At 66.7% G+C, this 18,395-nt stretch carries 23 protein-coding genes and 1 tRNA gene; 15 read left to right on the forward strand and 9 right to left on the reverse strand.

What is annotated here, in order from left to right; genetic code table 11:
* The first annotated feature begins 94 nt into the window (after positions 1-94).
* From HTZ84_RS17585 to rpiA, 3 genes are all read left to right on the forward strand, one after another.
* On the forward strand, positions 95-1,027 hold the full coding sequence (locus tag HTZ84_RS17585) for an ABC transporter ATP-binding protein (protein ID WP_174681865.1): 933 nt from the start codon (positions 95-97) through the stop codon (positions 1,025-1,027).
* Positions 1,024-1,875, forward strand: coding sequence for an ABC transporter permease (locus tag HTZ84_RS17590; protein WP_174681866.1), 852 nt, complete (start codon positions 1,024-1,026; stop codon positions 1,873-1,875). The genes HTZ84_RS17585 and HTZ84_RS17590 overlap by 4 nt, the downstream gene beginning before the upstream one ends.
* 65 nt (positions 1,876-1,940) lie before the next feature.
* Positions 1,941-2,648 (forward strand): ribose-5-phosphate isomerase RpiA, encoded by a 708-nt coding sequence (rpiA, locus tag HTZ84_RS17595; RefSeq protein WP_174681867.1) that lies wholly within the window; start codon positions 1,941-1,943, stop codon positions 2,646-2,648.
* On the opposite strand, the gene HTZ84_RS17600 is transcribed toward rpiA, so the two are convergent.
* The 3 genes from HTZ84_RS17600 to HTZ84_RS17610 form a co-directional block, all read right to left on the reverse strand.
* Complete coding sequence (locus HTZ84_RS17600; protein WP_174681868.1) at positions 2,642-3,085, reverse strand: hypothetical protein; 444 nt, start codon at positions 3,083-3,085, stop codon at positions 2,642-2,644. The genes rpiA and HTZ84_RS17600 overlap by 7 nt on opposite strands.
* 79 nt (positions 3,086-3,164) lie before the next feature.
* Positions 3,165-3,602 (reverse strand): hypothetical protein, encoded by a 438-nt coding sequence (locus HTZ84_RS17605; protein WP_174681869.1) that lies wholly within the window; start codon positions 3,600-3,602, stop codon positions 3,165-3,167.
* Between the two features lie 125 nt (positions 3,603-3,727).
* Positions 3,728-3,895, reverse strand: a complete 168-nt coding sequence (locus HTZ84_RS17610) for a DUF1931 family protein (protein WP_005578700.1) — start codon at positions 3,893-3,895, stop codon at positions 3,728-3,730.
* 274 nt (positions 3,896-4,169) lie between these two features.
* Here HTZ84_RS17610 and larB point away from each other — a divergent pair, with 274 nt between their 5' ends.
* The 4 genes from larB to HTZ84_RS17630 all read left to right on the forward strand — a co-directional run bounded on the left by larB (position 4,170) and on the right by HTZ84_RS17630 (position 6,709).
* Positions 4,170-4,943, forward strand: a complete 774-nt coding sequence (larB, locus tag HTZ84_RS17615; RefSeq protein ID WP_174681870.1) for a nickel pincer cofactor biosynthesis protein LarB — start codon at positions 4,170-4,172, stop codon at positions 4,941-4,943.
* Positions 4,944-5,055: 112 nt separating this feature from the next.
* Entirely contained in the window at positions 5,056-5,205 is a 150-nt protein-coding gene (locus HTZ84_RS17620) for a DUF7563 family protein (protein ID WP_008893295.1), read from the forward strand.
* A gap of 79 nt (positions 5,206-5,284) precedes the next feature.
* Entirely contained in the window at positions 5,285-5,539 is a 255-nt protein-coding gene (locus HTZ84_RS17625) for a GIY-YIG nuclease family protein (RefSeq protein ID WP_174681871.1), read from the forward strand.
* A 153-nt stretch (positions 5,540-5,692) separates the two neighbouring features.
* Entirely contained in the window at positions 5,693-6,709 is a 1,017-nt protein-coding gene (locus tag HTZ84_RS17630) for a hypothetical protein (protein ID WP_174681872.1), read from the forward strand.
* Positions 6,710-6,746: 37 nt separating this feature from the next.
* Here HTZ84_RS17630 and HTZ84_RS17635 read toward each other — a convergent pair whose 3' ends face one another.
* Positions 6,747-7,346 (reverse strand): NADPH-dependent FMN reductase, encoded by a 600-nt coding sequence (locus HTZ84_RS17635; protein ID WP_174681873.1) that lies wholly within the window; start codon positions 7,344-7,346, stop codon positions 6,747-6,749.
* Positions 7,347-7,494: 148 nt separating this feature from the next.
* Between HTZ84_RS17635 and HTZ84_RS17640 the strand changes: the two genes are divergently transcribed.
* Positions 7,495-8,889 carry a phosphoglucomutase/phosphomannomutase family protein gene (locus tag HTZ84_RS17640; protein WP_174681874.1) on the forward strand — a complete coding sequence of 465 codons (1,395 nt, stop codon included), beginning with the start codon at positions 7,495-7,497 and terminating at the stop codon, positions 8,887-8,889.
* A 93-nt stretch (positions 8,890-8,982) separates the two neighbouring features.
* A complete protein-coding gene (locus tag HTZ84_RS17645) occupies positions 8,983-9,354 on the forward strand; it encodes a hypothetical protein (protein WP_174681875.1) in 372 nt (123 codons plus the stop codon).
* 53 nt (positions 9,355-9,407) lie between these two features.
* Here HTZ84_RS17645 and cysE read toward each other — a convergent pair whose 3' ends face one another.
* From cysE to HTZ84_RS17660, 3 genes are all read right to left on the reverse strand, one after another.
* Positions 9,408-9,917 carry a serine O-acetyltransferase gene (cysE, locus tag HTZ84_RS17650; protein WP_174681876.1) on the reverse strand — a complete coding sequence of 170 codons (510 nt, stop codon included), beginning with the start codon at positions 9,915-9,917 and terminating at the stop codon, positions 9,408-9,410.
* Positions 9,918-10,135: 218 nt separating this feature from the next.
* Positions 10,136-10,804: a metallophosphoesterase family protein gene (locus HTZ84_RS17655; RefSeq protein ID WP_174681877.1), complete on the reverse strand. Its 669-nt coding sequence runs from the start codon at positions 10,802-10,804 to the stop codon at positions 10,136-10,138.
* A gap of 342 nt (positions 10,805-11,146) precedes the next feature.
* On the reverse strand, positions 11,147-11,737 hold the full coding sequence (locus HTZ84_RS17660; protein WP_174681878.1) for an IMP cyclohydrolase: 591 nt from the start codon (positions 11,735-11,737) through the stop codon (positions 11,147-11,149).
* Positions 11,738-11,844: 107 nt separating this feature from the next.
* Between HTZ84_RS17660 and HTZ84_RS17665 the strand changes: the two genes are divergently transcribed.
* The 3 genes from HTZ84_RS17665 (at position 11,845) to HTZ84_RS17675 (ending at position 13,395) form a co-directional block, all read left to right on the forward strand.
* Positions 11,845-12,414: a homing endonuclease associated repeat-containing protein gene (locus HTZ84_RS17665; protein WP_174681879.1), complete on the forward strand. Its 570-nt coding sequence runs from the start codon at positions 11,845-11,847 to the stop codon at positions 12,412-12,414.
* Between the two features lie 67 nt (positions 12,415-12,481).
* Positions 12,482-12,554: transfer RNA gene (locus HTZ84_RS17670), tRNA-Gln, on the forward strand.
* Positions 12,555-12,684: 130 nt separating this feature from the next.
* The gene (locus HTZ84_RS17675) at positions 12,685-13,395 is read left to right on the forward strand and encodes a rhodanese-like domain-containing protein (protein ID WP_174681880.1); all 711 of its coding nucleotides are present in this window, start codon (positions 12,685-12,687) and stop codon (positions 13,393-13,395) included.
* A gap of 1 nt (position 13,396) precedes the next feature.
* Here the strand turns inward: HTZ84_RS17675 and HTZ84_RS17680 are convergent, their stop codons facing one another.
* A complete protein-coding gene (locus HTZ84_RS17680) occupies positions 13,397-14,767 on the reverse strand; it encodes an oxidoreductase (protein WP_174681881.1) in 1,371 nt (456 codons plus the stop codon).
* A gap of 147 nt (positions 14,768-14,914) precedes the next feature.
* On the opposite strand from HTZ84_RS17680, the gene HTZ84_RS17685 reads away from it, so the two are divergent.
* Positions 14,915-15,124, forward strand: coding sequence for a hypothetical protein (locus HTZ84_RS17685; RefSeq protein WP_174681882.1), 210 nt, complete (start codon positions 14,915-14,917; stop codon positions 15,122-15,124).
* Positions 15,125-15,301: 177 nt separating this feature from the next.
* On the opposite strand, the gene HTZ84_RS17690 is transcribed toward HTZ84_RS17685, so the two are convergent.
* Positions 15,302-16,345 carry an NAD(P)-dependent alcohol dehydrogenase gene (locus HTZ84_RS17690; RefSeq protein WP_174681883.1) on the reverse strand — a complete coding sequence of 348 codons (1,044 nt, stop codon included), beginning with the start codon at positions 16,343-16,345 and terminating at the stop codon, positions 15,302-15,304.
* 186 nt (positions 16,346-16,531) lie between these two features.
* Between HTZ84_RS17690 and HTZ84_RS17695 the strand changes: the two genes are divergently transcribed.
* Together HTZ84_RS17695 and HTZ84_RS17700 are read left to right on the forward strand one after the other, a co-directional pair.
* The gene (locus HTZ84_RS17695) at positions 16,532-17,596 is read left to right on the forward strand and encodes an amidohydrolase family protein (protein ID WP_174681884.1); all 1,065 of its coding nucleotides are present in this window, start codon (positions 16,532-16,534) and stop codon (positions 17,594-17,596) included.
* On the forward strand, positions 17,596-18,387 hold the full coding sequence (locus HTZ84_RS17700; protein WP_174681885.1) for an iron-sulfur cluster assembly protein: 792 nt from the start codon (positions 17,596-17,598) through the stop codon (positions 18,385-18,387). Before HTZ84_RS17695 ends, HTZ84_RS17700 begins: the two co-directional genes overlap by 1 nt.
* Positions 18,388-18,395: the final 8 nt, after the last annotated feature.

Consider the following 18,395-nt stretch of genomic DNA (forward strand, 5'->3'; position numbering starts at 1 on the left):
TCGAATCGTTCGTTCTGCCTAGTTCCCCGTGCTAGCGCACCTGTTGCACAGATAAACGTATATGTGTGTTGGAGAAAAACATTCAATTAATACCGTGGTAGCAATTGAACTTTCCAACGTGACGAAGCGATACGGGTCGGAGACGGCCCTCAACGGGCTGGATCTCACGGTCCAGTCCGGCGAGATCTACGGCTTTCTCGGGCCCAACGGCGCGGGGAAATCGACGACGATCAACTTGATCCTGGACTTCATCCGCCCCACGACGGGCGAGGTGCGCGTCTTCGGCCTCGACGCTCGAGCGGAGACCCTCGAGATCCGCAATCGGACCGGCATCCTCCCGGAAGGCGTCGAGACCTACGACCGCTTGACCGGCCGCAAACACGTCGAGTTCGCCATCGAATCGAAAGGGGCCGACGACGACCCCGACGAACTCCTCGAGCGGGTCGGCATCGCCGACGCGGCCAACCGGAAGGCCGGCGGCTACTCGAAGGGGATGGCCCAGCGGCTCATGCTCGCGACGGCGCTGGTCGGCGAGCCCGACCTCCTCATTCTGGACGAACCCTCGACGGGACTCGACCCCAACGCCGCCCGCGAGATGCGCGAGATTATCCGCGAGGAGAACCGCCGGGGCGCGACCGTCTTCTTCTCGTCGCACATCCTCGGGCAGGTCGAGGCGATCTGTGACCGCGTCGGCATCCTTCGAGACGGGCACCTCGTCGCCGAGGACACCATCGAAGGGCTCCGGGACTCGATGCCCGAACGGACCCGGCTTCGCGTCGAACTCGATCGGGTCCCCGACGACTCGGCCGGCGCCCTCGAGGCGGTTCAGTCGGTCGACGGCGTCTCCGAGGTCTCGGCCGACGGCACGACGCTCGTCGTGACCTGCGAGGACCGGGCGAAGTCGGCCGTCCTCCGGGCGATCGAAGAGTACGGCGTCACCGTCGACGACTTCGCGACCGACGAATCGTCGCTCGAGGAGCTGTTCATGGCGTACACCGAGGGCGACGCCCAGGGGGTGCGGCAATGAGCACGGTCACCGTCGCGAAAAAGGAGTTCGAGGACGCCGTCCGATCGCGCAAGCTGATGGTGATGACGGCGGTCTTCGCTCTGTTTACGTTCGGCGGGGCCTATCTCGCCGCCCAGCTCGGGGAGCTGTTCGCGGAAATCGGCGAGGAGGGCGCGGAGGGGACGCTCGATTTCGTCTTCGCCCTCCAGACGCCCGCGAGCCTTCTCGTGCCGATCATCGCGTTGATGGTCAGCTACAAGGCGATCTGTGGCGAGCGCGAGAGCGGGAGCCTGAAGTTCCTGCTCGGCCTGCCCCACACGCGTACCGACGTCGTGTTCGGGAAGGTCCTCGGGCGCTCGGCCGTCGTGGCCGCGTCGATCCTGATCGGGTTCGCCGTCGGGCTGGGCGGCCTCGTCGCCTTCGTCGGCTCCGTCTCGATCGTCGACTACCTCCTGTTTACGCTGATAACGATGCTGTTCGGCCTCGTCTACGTCTGTCTGGGGATCGGCATCTCCTCGCTGACGCGCTCGACGACTCGCGCGGCGGTCGGCGCGTTCGGACTGATCGTGTTCTTCTGGATCGTCTGGTCGTTCCTGCTACAGGCCCTATTGTACTACGTCGAGGGCACGCTCATTCCCGAACAGTATCCGGGCTGGTACATCGGACTGGCCTCGATTTCGCCGGACGCCGCCTACAGCTCCGCACTGGGCGCCGTCTTCGACGAATCTGCCCTTACGATGGCGAGCGCGTACGGTGTTGAGGACCTCCCGACGATCGCTGAGCCGTGGTTCGGCTTCGTCTTGCTGGCGCTCTGGGCGCTCGTCCCGCTCGGACTCGGCGTCTGGCGGTTCGGTCGCACCGATCTCTGAGGCGACCGACCACCGACCGACTCGAGAGTACAACGTTTTTGCCGTCCCCCCGCGCCGTAGTAGCCATGAAGACGGCAGGCGGTTCCGACGCGGCGAAGCGACGGGCCGGCGAACGCGCCGCCGACGAGGTCACGGACGGGTTCGTCGTCGGGCTCGGTACCGGTTCGACGACCGCGTACGCGATCGAGGCGCTCGGCCGGGCCGTCGACGACGGCCTCGAGATCCGGGGAATTCCGACCTCCTTCCAGTCGCGCCGACTGGCCCTCAAGGTCGGGATCGAACTGACGACGCTGGACGCGGTCGAGGGGATCGACCTCGCGATCGACGGCGCCGATCAGGTGGCCGACGACCCCGCGGCCGACGGCTACGGCGCGCTGATCAAGGGCGGCGGCGCCGCGCACACGCGCGAGAAACTGGTCGATGCGGCGGCCGACCGATTCGTCGTCGTCGCCGACCCCTCGAAACTCGCGCCGACGCTCGAGCGATCGGTCCCGATCGAAGTCATCCCCGACGCCCACACGGTCGTCGCCGATCGCGTTCGCGACGGCGGCGGCGAGCCGACCCTTCGGGAGGCCGAGGGCAAGGACGGCCCGGTCGTGACCGATAACGGAAACCTCGTCCTCGACTGCGCGTTCGGGTCGATCGACGAGCCCGAGGCCCTGGCGACCCGGCTCTCGCGGCTTCCCGGCGTCGTCGAACACGGGCTGTTCGTCGGGTTGGCCGACGCGACCTACGTCGGGACGGACGACGGCGTCGCGGTTCGCGACTACTGATCGGCGCTCGGCGACTCGCCGATAGCGGTTCGCTCGCGGCCGGCGTCTTCCGGCGCGGCCCCGCGACCCGCGAACAGCCCGGCGACCAGATAACACGCTCCAACGAGTCGCGTCGCCGGCACTACCCACGGTTTCACCTCGAGTTCAGTCGGATTCTCGTAGGCCGTTCGGAGGCCGAGTCGAAGCGCCGTTCGCGGTGCCAGCGCGAGGACGACGCCCAGCCCGGCGACGAGCGGTTCGAGAACGGTCGTCCCGTCGGACCGGCGACCGGTCAGCCAGACGACCAGCAGCCCCTCGAGCCGGCCGATCGGGAGCGTCCACGGTCGCAGCCGGCCGACGTGGGGGTTCTCGAAGGCGAGCCGTTCGGCGGGCTCGACGATCCGTTCCGGAGCGAGAGCCATGAGCAGTCCGAGACCGAAGGCGAGGGATCGTCGCATACGAATTCGTTCTCGCGCCGGTCACAAAACGGTTCGCGAGCGGTCCGCTGCGGACCGAATCAGGGAGTGTCGACGGTCCTTACGCCGTCGACTTCGGTTCGATCTCGGGCAGTACCTCGTCGCTTTCGGTCGTCTCGTCGCTGCGCATCGACAGGACGACGACGAGCAGGTAGAGCGCGCCGAGGGCTCGCGCCGCCGGCTCGATCCACGGCTTCAACTCGAGGTCGTCCGTGTTCTCGTAGACGACGCGCTGGCTGAGTTCGATAACCGGCTGCGGGAGCAGTACCAAGACGGCGCCGGCCAGCCCGAGCAGCGCGCTGCCGGCCGTCGTTCCCTCCCGACCGCGGACCAGCAACCAGACGAACAGGAGCCCCTCGAGACGCGCACCCCACAGCGCCTGCGGGCGTAGCTCCGCCTCGTCGGGGTTTTCCAGACCGATCCGCTCGCACATGTCCATGACCGGTTTCGGTCTGACGATCTCGAAACAGCCGAAGCCGATCAACAGTTTCCGAAGCATCCTCGATCGACTGCTACCAGCGCCAGCGTCAAAAAACTCGAGTCGGCAACGGCTCGCCGCTCGCGGATCGGGTGCCGTCGCTACTCGAAATCTGTCGGCGATAAAAAACGCTTCTGTGGCGAACCTTACAGGTCGCGGGGCTGGACCGTCTTCCGGTCGTTCGCTTCGGCTCGTCGCGCAGCGTCCTCGAGAAGCTCGTCGACTTCCTCGTCGAGTGCTTCGTAAAAGTCCGAGGCGACGTTCTTGTCATCGAGCGCTTCCTTCACGGCGGCTTTGACGATAAGGTCTGCCATACGATTTACCGGTTCCGCTTTACCCAATATAAATGCTCTGGTTGAAATCCGGAATACGGGGGTTGCAGCGGTTGCTTCGCCTGTTTCGACACCCGATACCACCGGAAAATATATGTCTGATGAGTCACCGGCCGTGATTCGACCCTCGTCGAGACGGCAAATACGGCTCGCGCGCGCTGTGAGTCCGCTCGCGCGCGCTTTCGTCTGACACGTGGGACCAAAACGCGTTCGAACGGGTCGACGCATTGGAGTACGTTCGCCCACGACTGGGCGTATGCGCGAACTGCTCGAGGCCGTCGCTGACGGCTCGCTTTCGCCGTCGGCGGCAGAAGCACAACTCAGAGGATACGTCACCGGCGAGGCCGGACGATTCGACGCGGCTCGAAAGCAGCGACGGGGCATTCCGGAGGCCATCCTCGCCGAGGGGAAGTCGGCTCCGCAGGTCGTCGCGCTCGCGGAAACCGCCCTCGAGACGACCGGACGAGCGCTCGTGACTCGCGCCGACGACCGCCAGGTCGAGGCCCTCGAGGCGAGTCTCGAGGAGACGTTCCCCGACGCGACCCTCGAGCGTCGAGGGTCGACGGTTCGGGTGCTGGCGGCCGACTACGAGCCGCCGTCGCTCGAGGCGACGGTCGGCATCGTGACGGCGGGGACCGTCGACGGCCCCGTCGCCGACGAAGCGGAGGTCGTCTGCGCCGACGCGGGAGCGACGATCGACCGGATCGACGATATCGGCGTCGCGGCGCTGAACCGGACGCTCGATCAGGTCGATCGGCTCCGCGAGGCGGACGTCCTGATCGTCGCCGCCGGCCGGGAAGGGGCGCTTCCGACGGTGATCGCCGGCCTCGTCGATACGCCGGTCATCGCCGTCCCCGTCTCGAGCGGCTACGGCCACGGGGGCGACGGCGAGGCCGCACTCGCGGGACTGCTCCAGTCGTGTACCGTCCTCTCGGTCGTCAACATCGACGCGGGTTTCGTCGCCGGCGCCCAGGCGACGCTGATCGCTCGCGCGATCGACGGCGCCCGCGACGACGGTCGATCTAACTAACCTGCAAAAATATCTCTCGAGACCGGAAGGCCAAACGGTGTTTGGAGAAGGTTATTTACCTATGCACTGGGTAGTTTTGCATACCGGCTCTGGCCGGTGTGACCAGTATCCAATGCCAACCTGTGACCATTGCGGCGCACACGTCTCCGAACGGTTCGCACGCGTCTTCGCCGACGAAAACGGTGAGATCCGCGCCTGCGTGAGCTGTTCGGCCAACGCCGGGATCGAACAAGCCGCCAGAGAGCGCGCGCGCGGCGCCTGATCCCGCGGAGCATCGCGATCGACGACCACGCGCCCCCTATAGCGTGACGCTTTTTACGCCCCGTTTCGATCGATCGCTCATGACCGAGGCCGATCACGTCGTCTACGTCCTCGAGTGCGCCGACGGCTCGCTCTACACCGGTTACACGACGGACTTAGAGCGACGGGTCGCCGAACACGACGCCGGCGAGGGCGCAAAGTACACGCGCGGTCGCGCGCCCGTCGAACTGCGCTACCACGAGCGCTACGAGTCGCGGTCGGCCGCGATGTCTCGGGAGTACGAGATCAAACAGCTCTCCCGCCCGGAGAAGGAACGTCTCGTCGGCCTCGAGTGAGAGGCTGATTCCGTCCACCCTCGAGAGAGACACAGAGAGTCTCAGGCCCGCTGTCCTCGAGGGGAAAAGTGGGACCGGACGCATTCGTGCTAGTATTCTTTCGGTAGATGTCCCGAAAAATAGATATTATTGGCACCCCCTTCTGGGGACGAAATGGATCTCGAGATTGTCGACGACCTCAAACAGCCGGAGTACACCGGCGAGAACCGGTGCGAGCCGTGTACGATACTGAACCTGGCTATCGCCGCCGTGGCCGGGTCGCTGATCGCGCGCAAATCCAGGCTCGGCGGCGCGCTCGCGGTCGGAGTATCGATCGCGCTCATCTACCTTCGGGGGTATCTCGTCCCCGGAACGCCGACGCTGACCAAGCGCTACCTCCCGCCGGAAGTGCTCCGCTGGTTCGGCAAGGAACCCGAACCGGAGATCGCCAGCGGGCTCGGCGCCGTCGACGGTACCGCGGGGACCGCGACCGACCGATCTGACTCGCGGTCGTCCGACTCGGACGCCCGCTCCGGCGAGGACGACACGGACGTCGCGGAGACCGCCGCAGACGCCAGTACCACCGACGACGACCAGTCCGCCGAGTCGAGCGCGGCCGCCGACGAACCGCCCGCCGAAGCGGACGCGGTCGACCCCGCCGACGAGCCCGTCGCCGACCTCGAGACGTACTTCCTCGACCACGAGGTCCTAGAGCCCTGCGCCGAGGCGGACGACCTCTGTCTCACCGACGCGTTCGAGTCCGCCTGGCTCGAGGCGATCGAGACCGTCGAGGAGTCGGGCCTCGAGGTCGCGGCCGCCGTCGACGCGTTCGGGTTCGACGCCGACTCCGACGAGTTCGAACTCGACGTCCGCGAGGACGTCCGCGTCCTCCGATCCGAGCGGGGGATCGCCGGCCGCTGGCCGTCCCGGGCCGCGCTGCTCGCCGACGTCGGCGCCAGCCGCGCGCTCGCCGAGTGGACCGACGACTGGGAGGTTCACGACCCCGAGCTGAAGGGCCAGATCCTCAACGGCCTCCGGATGTTCCTCGAGACGTGCCCGACCGGCGGCGAGATCAGCATGAGCGAGGAAACGGTCGAGTCCTGCTGTACCTCACACGAGGTCTTCGCCGTGACTTGCGACGAGACCGGCGAGCGGCTGTTCGAACAGCGACTCGACGCCGTCGACGTCTGAAGGAGGCGTCTCGCGTCGACCCCTCGAGGGATCGTCTTCAGTCGTCGCCCGCCGCGGACTGCGCCGACGTGACGCTGGGGTCGATGAAGGCGTACTCGACGAGATTTCGACCGAGTTTTTCCACTCGATCCTGCAGGCCGGGATCGCGAAACCGACGGCCGTCGATGGCCTCGGGATCGGCCTCGAACGTCCCCGAGGCGTTTCGGAGGCCGACCTGGTGGGGGAGGACCCACCCGTGGACGCCCCGAACCGTAATGCGGAGGTGATCGAGCGTCGAGCCGTAGCTGCCGCCGCCGGCGGTCGCCAGCAGGCCGACGGTCGTCTCCTCGTACTCGTCGAACCCGCAGTAGTCGTGGAAGTTCTTCAGCGCCCCCGAGTAGGAGCCGTGGTAGACCGGCGTTCCGAGCGCGACGGCGTCGGCTTCGCGGACGAGTCGCGTCGCGGCCGCGGCGTCGCCCTGGTCCTCGAGGTCGCGGTCGGGATCGTACACGGGCAGGTCCAACTCCCGGAGGTCGAGCAGCGTCGTCTCGGCGCCCGCGTCGGCGGCGGCCCGTAACGCGTACTTCAGCGCTGTCCGAGTGTAGCTCTCGTCCCGGAGACTGCCGCTGACGGCGACGACGGAGGGCGTCTGACTCATACAGGCCCTACGATCGGCGACCGGAAAACACCAGTGCCGGAACCCACCGGCTGCGAGTCGGTCCGACTGCGCCGGGGTCGGTCGCCCGCCCCCGACCACGTCCGCGGAATGGCGTCGCTTTTTTCGCCGCCGACGTAGACGCACGCATATGGAGTCGATCAGCTTCGGCACCGACGGCTGGCGGGCGACGCTCGACGAGTTCACGACGCCGCGGGTCCGGATGGTCGGACAGGCGGTCGCAACGTATCTGACCGACGAGGGACTCGAGGGGACGGTCGCGGTCGGATACGACGCCCGCGAGAGCTCCCGCAGATTCGCCGAAGAACTGGCGCGCGTGCTGTGTGTCAACGGGTTCGACGTCGTGATGCCCGAGCGCGACCGGCCGACACCGCTGGTCGCCCACGCCATCGTCGAGCGCGATCTGATCGGCGGGTTCGCCATCACCGCCTCGCACAACCCGCCGGAGTACAACGGCGTGAAGTTCATTCCGCGGGACGGCGCGCCGGCGCTCCCCGAAGTGACCGACGCCATCGCGGACCGACTCGCCGAACCCGAGCCGCTCCCGGAAGCGGAGCACGGCACCGTCGAGGAGGTCGATCTCGTCACGCCCCACGCCGACGCCGCCCTCGAGCTCGTCGATTCGATCACGGGCAGTACCGACCTCTCGGGGCTGACCGTCGCCTACGACGCCATGCACGGCAGCGGCCGCGGGACGACCGACGCCCTCCTGGAGCGGGCCGGCGCCTCGCTCGAGTGCCTGCGTTGTGAGCGCGACCCCGAGTTCGGCGGCGGCGCGCCCGAACCGGCCCCGGAGAACCTGGGGACGCTGATCGACCTGGTCACCGACGACGACGCCGGCCCCGACCTCGGTGTCGCCAACGACGGGGACGCCGATCGGATCGCCATCGTCACCCCCGAACGCGGTTATCTCGACGAGAACCTCTTCTTCGCCGCGCTCTACGACTACCTGCTCGAGAACGACGCGGGAGCGGTCGTCCGAACCGTCTCCACGACGTTCCTGATCGACCGCGTCGCCGAGGCCCACGGCGAGACCGTCCACGAGGTGCCGGTCGGCTTCAAGTGGGTCGCCGACGCGATGGGCGAACACGACGCCCTCGTCGGCGGGGAGGAGTCGGGCGGCTTCACCGTCCGCGGCCACGTCCGCGAGAAGGACGGCGTTTTGATGGCCCTGCTCGCGGCCGCGATGCACGCCGACGAACCGCTGGACGACCGGGTCGACCGCTTGCTCTCCGAGCACGGCACCGTCGTCCAGGACAAGATCAGCGTCGCCTGCCCGGACGAGGAGAAGACCCGCGTGATCGAGGACCTCGAGGCGGAGATCCCCGACGACGTGGCGGGAACCGCCGTCGACGGCGTCAACACCGCCGACGGCTTCAAACTCCAGCTCGCCGACGGCTCGTGGCTGCTGATCCGTCCCAGCGGAACCGAGCCCGTCCTGCGGGTCTACGCCGAGGCCGAGGACGAGCAGCGGGTCGCGGAGCTGCTCGAGGCCGGCGAGGAACTGGTCGAACCGCTGGTCTGAGCGCCGCTTCGAACCGGTTCTCGATCCTCGAGCCGACGGCGGGTTGCGACTTCCGGGCCCTTCTTTACCCGCGTCGGTCCGTTCTGTACGCCCATGAGCCAACGCGATCACGAGGACGCCACGTACATGGAACTCACCCCCGACGCGTGGCATCAAAACGACGAGGGCAACTACTACATCGACTGCCCGGAGTGTGGCTCCGCGGCGTCGCTGATGAACATCGTCAAGCACGGCCGCTGTAACGGCTACATGAACCAACAGGAGGACGAGACCGAACTCGACGAGGAGGCCTTCGACTGCACGGCGAAACTCCACCTCGAACTCGGCTACCGCTCCGCTCCCGACGAGACGATGAGCGAGGAGGCGCCCGGCGAGTCCGCCAGCGACGCCGAGACCGAGGAGGGCGTTCCGTCGTCGGAGGAGCCGGCCGGCTCGGACGGCGTGGTAAGCGGCGATCAGCAGTAAGAGTCGAACAGTTCGAGCGGTCCGCGCTCCGTTTCTCCCGTTCGCGACGTCGCTCAGTCGACGCGTTCCGCCGGGATGCCGGCGACCGTCGCGCCCGGTTCGACGTCGTCCGTGACGACCGATCCCGCGCCGACGGCCGCATCCTCGCCGACCGTGATATCGCCGAGCAGCGTCGCGTTCGCGCCGATCTGGACGCCGTCCTCGACCGTCGGGTGGCGCTTGATCGGTTCGTTCGTGTCGCCGCCGAGCGTGACGCCGTGGTACAGGTGGACGTCGTCACCGATATCGGCCGTCTCACCGATCACGACGCCCATACCGTGGTCGATCGTCACCCGCTCCCCGACCGTCGCGCCCGGGTGGATCTCGACGCCGGTCAGCAGGCGCACGACGTTGGACAACAGTCGCGCGGTGAGTTCGAAGCCGGCGGTCCAGAGCCGGTGGAGCAGCAGGTGCGCCCAGACGGCGTGGAGACCCGGATAACAGCAGAGGACCTCGAGTCGGCCCGTCGCCGCGGGGTCGCGGGCGGCCATCGCCCGGACGTCCTCACGAATCCGCCGGAACATCGCTCACCCGGTTGCCTGCGGCCGGAGCGGTCCTAATGCGACGCTGGCGGCGCGATCGCCCGCGAGGACGCGGCCGACAGCAACACCGGCCACTGTCGCGACGAGGATACTCCCTGTCGGTACGCCCGGTGTGGCCGGCGGCTACCATATCCTGGCATACCGCCGAGGGCGCCTAAAAGGGTTCGTTTCCCCGCGGTCTGCCACCGACCGGCGGGCCGTCACTTCCCGCGGGCGAGTCGTCGGCCGATCCGTTCGGGGAGCCCCGCCTCCGCGACGGCCGCCTGCACGGCCTCGATATCGTACTCGAGGCGGTGGGTCTCGACGGTCATCGCGTCGAGGTCGACGACGGCGTAGCCCGCCCGCGGGTCGCCGTCGCGGGGCTGGCCGACGCTGCCCGGGTTGACGACGATCCCCTCCGCGAACGTCTCGACGCCCTGGACGTGGGTGTGGCCGAGCACGAGAACGTCCTCGTCGCCGAGCAGCCGCGGCGAGAACTCGTCCGGATACGTGTAGCGGGTGTACCGGTCGGGATCGTCCGGGTGGCCGTGGACGAGTTTCACCCGTCCGTCGCACTCGAGGCGCTCGGCGGGCAGGGACTCGAGCCACGCCAACTGGTCGTCGTCGAGGCGCTTCTTCGCGTGTTCGACGCCCGCCTTCGCCATCCCGTTGAAGCGAAACGGGGTAGTCGCGGCGACCGCGGCGTCGTGGTTGCCCATCACCGTCGGCACGCCCCGCTCGCGGAGTTCGTCGACGCACTCTGCGGGCCACGGGTTGTAGCCGACCACGTCGCCGGCACACAGGAGTTCGTCGACCGCGGGCATGTCCTCGAGGACGGCCTCGAGGGCGACCCGGTTGCTGTGGACGTCCGAGATGAGTCCGACTTTCATGCGCGAGTCTAACAGGTGCGAGCGGTTTGTAGGTTGTCCGGTCGCTCGATAGCAGTCTCCGAACGACTTTCTCGCGCCGGCAACTGACACGATATCCTTTATAGGGGTTGAATATGCTGGCCGTCCTGTTGATATCGGGGTGATCCTCGTGGGCGACCGCGCCCGCATCGTGGCCGTCTGCAAACAGTGTAATTCGGCGTACGCTGCGAGAGTGGTATCGGACGGGCGAATCCGCCCGATCGGAATCGACTCCTGCGTCTGCGGATCCGAGGAGTTTCGACCGGCTCAGTGACCAGTGCCGTTTTCACTGATCGCTCACCCCTTTCTTCGCGTTGCGATGGCTCAGTCGCTGTTCTCGATCGCCGTCTCGAAGCCGTCGTCGGTCCGGACGACGCCGGCCGCACAGACCGCGTGCTCGAACTCGAGGTCGTACGCTTCGCTTGCCGCCGCGTCGGCGCTCTCGGCCTCGAAGTCGATCGGCTCGGGGGCGTTCTTCTCGTAGGTCGCGACCAGCGTCGGCTCGTCGACGGTCTCGACGAGCAGGGCGTCCTTCCGAACCGTGCCGATCAGCGCCTCGCCGTCGGCGCCGATCGTCGCCGCGATGCGGGGCGTGTCGTAGTCGTCCTTCTCGTAGTCCAGCGCGAGCAGGCTCTCCGCGAGGGCGTCGCGGGCCGGGTAGCCCAACTCGAGTTTCTCCGCGATCGGATCGACGTGCGAGCCGTTGCCGAAGGCGGCCGTCTCGCCCGTCGGCGTCTCGACGACGCGCAGGCAGTTATAGGAGACGTAGGGGTTGTCCGTCTCCGGAGCGTCCTCGGTGGGACCCACGGTCAGGGCCTCGTCTCGCTCGGTGAGCTCGCGGTTCGGGAACGATCGCGAGGAGACGCGGTAGGCGCCTCCCTCCGGGCCGACGACGACGAATCGTCCGACGTACATACTCGAGCGTGCGCGCGACCGGGAAAAAGGGATGTCGGTTCGGGCTGAGGGCGGGGCGTGCCGGGCTCGTCCGGGGATTTATGTAGTATCGAGCGGCCAACCGGGGTGTGACTACGGAGGCGGAGTGCCTCGAGGCGCTACGCGAAGCCGCCCAGCGACTCCGGGAGTCGCCGACGAAGGCACAGTACGAGGAGCTGGAATTGACGCCGGCGTCCGCGACGATTATTCGGACGTGTGGTGGTTGGAACGGTGCGAAGGAGAAGGCGGGGCTCGAAACATCGTACTCGAGGGGGTCTCGAGTCGGACCGAAACCTGACGATGTCGAACTCTCCGAGGAGACATCGTGGGCGGACCTCACGGTCGATCAGCGGTGGCATTATCGGAACGCCGACTGGAATACAGAACGGTCCCTTGATCGACGAGCGAGACATCGAGCATGGGTGTATGAATATAAGCACGATCAGGGTTGTAATCGATGTGACGAGGACGACCCACGGTGTTTAGACCTCCATCATATAGATGAAGATGAAAAGGTGATGGCTGTCGGAAAGATGGTCTCTTTCGGATATTCGAAGGATAGAATCGAGAGTGTGATCGAGAAGTGTATCGTTCTCTGTGCTAATTGCCACCGAAAGGAACACTACGAGCCACGCTGTACCGACTATCTAAGTTCGTAACACTCTAATACGGGTACCTACTATCTCGAGATACGCCGTTGGAAGCGGACACCAACGGAGACATGTCAGTCCATTGGGGTAGCGGCCAATCCTGAAGCCTTCTGGGGGCTTCGACCCTGGTTCGAATCCAGGATGGACTACTCCTCCCGTTCTTTCGACTCGAGTACACTCCCCAGTCACTGCTGGCGATTTCCACCCGAAACGAGGGGGTCCGGCGAGCGCCTTCCGTCACCAGAAGCCCTATCTCGTCGTCGCCGCTAGTGGTCGAGTATGAACCGACGGACGTTCCTCGCCGTCAGCGGGGCGACGACGGTGGGCGTAGTTGCGGGCTGTCTCGGTAACAATAGCGATGCGACCGCGGCCAACGAATTCGACTACGAACTGTACTCGACGCCCAGCGGCGTCGACGTTCCGCTCGCCCCGGTCGACGACGTCTACGAGTGGTACAAAAACGACGAGGCGCGATTCGCCGACGCGCGCGGTCGGACCCAGTACGACGAGGCGCGGATCAAAGGTGCCGTCTTCTCGCCAGCAGAGGACGCGGGCAGCGTCGACGATGATCCGGTCGAGGAGTGGTCGAAAGACACCCGGATCGTCACCTACTGCCAGTGTCCACACCACCTATCGTCTCAGCGGGCCGCGTCCCTGATCGACGCGGGGTACGAACACGCGTACGCGATCGACGAGGGGCTCCGCGGGTGGATCAACGGCGGCTATCCGCTCGAGGGGTCGGCCGTCGACGCCGAATGGCAAAAGTACGAAATCAACGGGACGACCGATTCCGAGTACGCCGGTGAGATGGTCACTCTCGAGCAACTCGAGGAAGATCGCAGCGAGATAGCACCGATCCAGGATGACGGTTCGTACACGCTCCAGCTCTACTTCGCGGGATCGACGGACTCGCAGTTCCGCGTGAAGGCCCCCGACTACACGGTCGAGGAAACCCTCGAGGAACTGACGAACGGCACCGTCTCCGGATAAGCTACGATTCGGGCCGTTCGTACGCCCCCTCACGCTCGAGTTCGCCCCGCGCCCGAAGCACGTCCGGCGTCCGACAGATGCCGGGGGCGCCCGTGACCTGCGGAACGGTACAGTTGTTACAGCTCTCACAGAGGACGCGCGTGCGTTCGCTCGTCTCGCCGCCAGTCCCGCTCTCGAGGAGCCGCGCCCCGAGTTTCGGTTCGGCGTAGAAGGGACGGGCCATGCCGACCATGTCGCAGGCCGGCGTGCCTGAAGTGAAACTTTCGCCGTTCGCACCTCCCAGTAGCTGGTCCATCTCTTCGCGCTCGCGAATGCCCCCCTCCGCCAGCACGGGGATCGACACCCGCTCGCGAACGCGCCGACAGAAGTCGGCGTTCCACGCGGGTTCGAAATCGTACCGTAGCGACTGAATTCGGTTGGCCAGCGAGACGAGTCGCTTGCGCGCCGCGCCGCCGAACGCCGCGTCGTACTCCGCTTGTAATCCCTCGTTGTTCCACGCCCGCTCCGGATACTCCCCGCGGACGATGCTCATGTCCCAGACGACCGACGTCTGAACCGGCACGACCGCGTCGTAGCCGATTTTCTCGAGTCGACGGGCGATCTCGACGCCGTCCTCGAGCGACAGCTTTCGGCGAACGACGGGTGCGGGCGGCGCGGGCGTCTCCGCGGGCACCTTCGTCATCAGCGGGACGTCGCCGGCCCGCTCGCGGATCTCGTCGCGGACGACGGCGAGGAACTCGAGTCTGGCTTCCGGACTCCCGCCGAACTCGTCGTCCCGTCGGTTGTAAAAGGGCGAGAGGAACTGCTGGACGATACCCATGTTGGCCCCCGCGAGGTGAATGCCGTCGTAGCCGGCGTCGACCGCGGACGCCGCCGCCCGCCCGAAATCGGCCGCGAGCTCGTACACCTCGTCGGTCGAGAGGACGTGCGGGTCGTAGGAGAGAAACCCGAGCCGGTCGAGCAGTCGCAGCTGCCACGGCGGCCGCGAGACCGCGAGCTGCTCGAGGTCGGGATGCTCCCGGCGGTACTCGGCGTGCCAGGTCTCCATGCTCCGGAGGCCGCCGTGCTCGAGTTGGACGAAGATCCGGCTCCCGTGGTCGTGAATGCGGTCGGTCAGCCGAGACAGTCGCGAGACGAAGTCGGGATCGTGGACGCGAGTCATCCCCGGCGCGGCGCAGCCGCCGTCGCCGCGGACGATCGTCGCCCCCTGACAGACGAGGCCGACGCCCGACTCGGCGGCCGGATCGAGGTCGTCGATCAGCGCGTCGACGGCGTCCGGACCGTTGCCGGCACACTCGAGCAGCGGCGCACGGTAGAGCCGGTTGGGGATCGTGACGCCGCCGATCTCGATGGGGTCCTCGAGGGTGGCCATGCAGGGCGTATCACGAGGCCACACAAGAGGATAGCGGCGGCGAGGTCGCGTATCGATCGACGACGCCAGTAGCTCAGTTCGGCTCCGTCGAACGGCGTCGGCGAATGGCTGAAGTGGGATGAATGCTAACGTACAACACGTATAGCGATGGCCGTAGAGACCGATCCGATCACGGACCCGCCGACGTGCTCGGTCTGTGACGTCGAGATGCGGCTCAGCGGCGAGGGAACCTCGAAGACCGTGCCGCTCATCGGGAGCGAGGTCGAGTTCCGGCAGTTCAACTGCCCGGAGTGCGGGCGGGGCGTTCGATACGAACGCTCCGATTCGGACGAGCCGTGGTCCCGTCCCACCCGCTGAGCGCCGCGCCGAGCGAGGGCCGTCCGGGGACGCTCGGCCGAGGTACCGCCCGAAAACCGTCCGTCCGAATTTTTGCCGTTAGAACGGGATCGCCGCCGGTCGCGAGCTCCCGGCTGTTGACCGGCGACGACCGCAACGGTTGCCGTCGGCGGCCCACCTCGGGCCGCTTCGGTCGCATCACGGCGGCTGGATCACCGCTCGGCCCTCGATCTCGTTGTGCTCGAGTCGTTCCGCGACCGTGTTGATCTCGTCTAAGTCGTGGCGCTCGGTGCGCAACTCGACGTCGCCGCGGTCGACGAGCGCGACGAGTTCCTGGAGTTCGGCGTACTTGCCGACCAGCGTGCCCCGGAACGAGAACTCGCCGTCGACGAGCGCCTGGCTGGGTTCGTGGATGTGGCCGCCGTAGCCGACGATGTGGTGGTCGCCGCCCGCGGCGACGACGTCGGCCGCGAGCCCGGTCGTCTCGTCGCTCCCGACGAAGTCGATCACCTGCTGGGCCCCCTCGTCGTCGGTCACGTCCGAAATCACGTCCGCGAGGTCTTCCTCGGCGGAGTTGACGGTGTGGCGAGCGCCCAGGTCCTCGGCCAGCTCGAGGGCCTCGTCTTTGATGTCGGCGGCGACGATGTCGGCGGCGCTCATCGCCTCGAGACACTGGAGGCCGATGTGGCCGAGGCCGCCGACGCCGACGACGACGCAGGTGTCGCCGGGGTTCAGTTCGTCGACCGCCTTCTTGACGGCGTGGTAGGCCGTGATCCCCGCGTCGGCGTGGGGCGCGATCTCGGCCGGATCGACGCCGTCGGGCAGCGGAATCACCGCGCGCTCGTTGGTCTGGAGGTACTCCGCGAAGCCGCCGTCGGTCGTGAGTCCGTTGAACGCGCTGTTCTCGCAGTACATGTCCTCGCCGAGGCGGCAGGGCCGGCAGATGCCGCAGGTCTGGACGGGGTGACAGATCACCGGGTCGCCCTCCTCGACCAGCGTCACCTCGTCGCCCGTCTCGGCGACGACGCCGGCGTTCTCGTGGCCCAGCGTCATCGGCAGGTCCTGGGGCGCGTAGTCGGTCCACATGCCCTCAATGATGTGGTTGTCCGTCTGGCACCACCCTGCCCCCTCGACTTCGACCAGTACCTGATCCGATCGCTCGAGGTCGGGGCGGTCGATATCCTCGATCCGCAGCGCCTCGCTCATCTCGTCGGTGTACTCGTGGAGTCTGGCTGCCTGCATGGAATCGCGTCACAGTTCACCGTCATTCGTGATAACATTCCCCACCGATATCGGCCCGTGTGAATATTCAGATATTGATATCAGTTGCAGAGTACGCTCATTTAAACCGAGAAAACTGGTGTGAATGCGTAACTCAGTCGTGTCTGAAAAAGAGTAATGTGGAATGGTAACAACGTTCAGTGTGGCATGTATCAGCACGACGGGGAGGAGATCTTCGTCATCGACGCGCACGTCCATCTGTGGGACGCCACGACGGAGAACATCGATCACGACGGCGGGGAAGAGTTCATCCAGTGCTTCTACGACTACCACACGACGTTCACACCGGAGGAGCGGGAGTGGAGCATCGAGGAGTACCGAAAGTACGGTCCCGACCGGATGGTCGAGGACCTGTTCGGCAACGCGGCCGCGGACATGGCGATCTTCCAGCCGACGTACCTCTCGGACTTCTACGTCGAGGGGTTCAACACCACCGAACAGAACGCCGAGCTCGCGACCGAGTATCCCGAACGATTCGTGCTCAACGGCTCCTTCGATCCGCGTGACGGCGACGAGGGACTCGAGTACCTCGAGGACCTCCACGAGACGTACGACATTCCGGGTGTCAAGCTCTACACCGCCGAGTGGCGCGGCGAGTCGAAGGGGTGGCGCCTCGACGACGAGGAGGCGTTCCGCTACCTCGAGAAGTGCGCCGAACTCGGCATCGAGAACATCCACGCCCACAAGGGGCCGACCATCCGGCCGCTGAACCGCGACGCCTTCGACGTGGCGGACGTCGACGACGCGGCCTCGTCGTTCCCCGAACTCAACTTCGTCGTCGAGCACGTCGGACTCCCCCGCCTCGACGACTTCTGCTGGATCGCCGCTCAGGAGAACAACGTCTACGGCGGGCTGGCGGTCGCCGCGCCGTTCGCCCAGAACCGGCCGGGCAAGTTCTCCGAGATCATGTCCGAACTCCTCTGGTGGCTCGGTGAGGATCGCATCCTGTTCGGTTCGGACTACGCGCTGTGGAATCCCGACTGGCTCGTCGAGGAAGTCCTCGAGGCCGAACTCACGCAGGAACACCGCATGGAGTACGGCGTCGAGTGGGACATAGAGACGAAGCAGAAGGTCATGGGCGAGAACGCGGCCGAACTCTACGATATCGACATCGAGGAGAAGCGCCGCCAGTTCCGGGACGACGAGATCAGTCGGGAGTTCGATCTCGGGGACCACTACGCCAGCGAGGAACCCGCGGCGGCCGACGACTGATGACCGGGACCGAATCCGACGGTTCGACGTCCGAGCCCTCGCGGACGGCCGTCCGCGACCGACTGGACCGCGTCACCGATCCGGAACTCGACCGCTCGATCGTCGAACTCGAGTACGTCGATCGGATCGAGATCGACGGCGACCGCGTCGCGGTCGAATTCACGCTCCCGACGGCGTGGTGTTCGCCCGCCTTCGCCTGGATGATGGCCGTCGACGCCCGCGACGAAATCGAGTCGCTCTCGGCGGTCGAGGCGGCCCGGATCACGCTCAGCGAACACATGCACGAGGCGGAGATCAACCGCGGCGTCAACGAGGACCTCTCGTTCGCCGAGGCGTTTCCGGACGCCGACGGCGACGTCGCGGCGGTCCGCGCGGAACTCGACGAGAAGGCTCGGGTGGCCCGCCAGTACGACGCGGTCGAGACGCTGCTCGAGGCCGGGCTCGACGCCGAGGCGATCGTCGCCCTCCGTCCCCGCGACCTCGAGCGGCCCGAAGCGGACGGGGACGACGCCGCGGTCGCCGTCTACGTCCGCGACCGCTCGTTCGCGGTCAGCGTCCCCGCGGAACCGATCGAACGCTACCTCGAGAAAGCCCGCGAGACCGACCTCGTCTCGGGGCCGGACGACGTGCTGTTCCGGACGCCCGAGGGCGAGCCGATCGACGCCGACTCGTTCGACCTCGTCCACCAGCGGGGCCGGCTCGCTCAGGTCAACATGTCGAGTCAGGGCGGTATCTGCGACGGCCTCCGGGAGGCGAGAGAGGGACGGCTCGAGGAACCCGCGGACGACTGAAGTATCGC

The organism is Haloterrigena gelatinilytica, assembly GCF_013342145.1.
Taxonomy (GTDB): domain Archaea; phylum Halobacteriota; class Halobacteria; order Halobacteriales; family Natrialbaceae; genus Haloterrigena; species Haloterrigena gelatinilytica.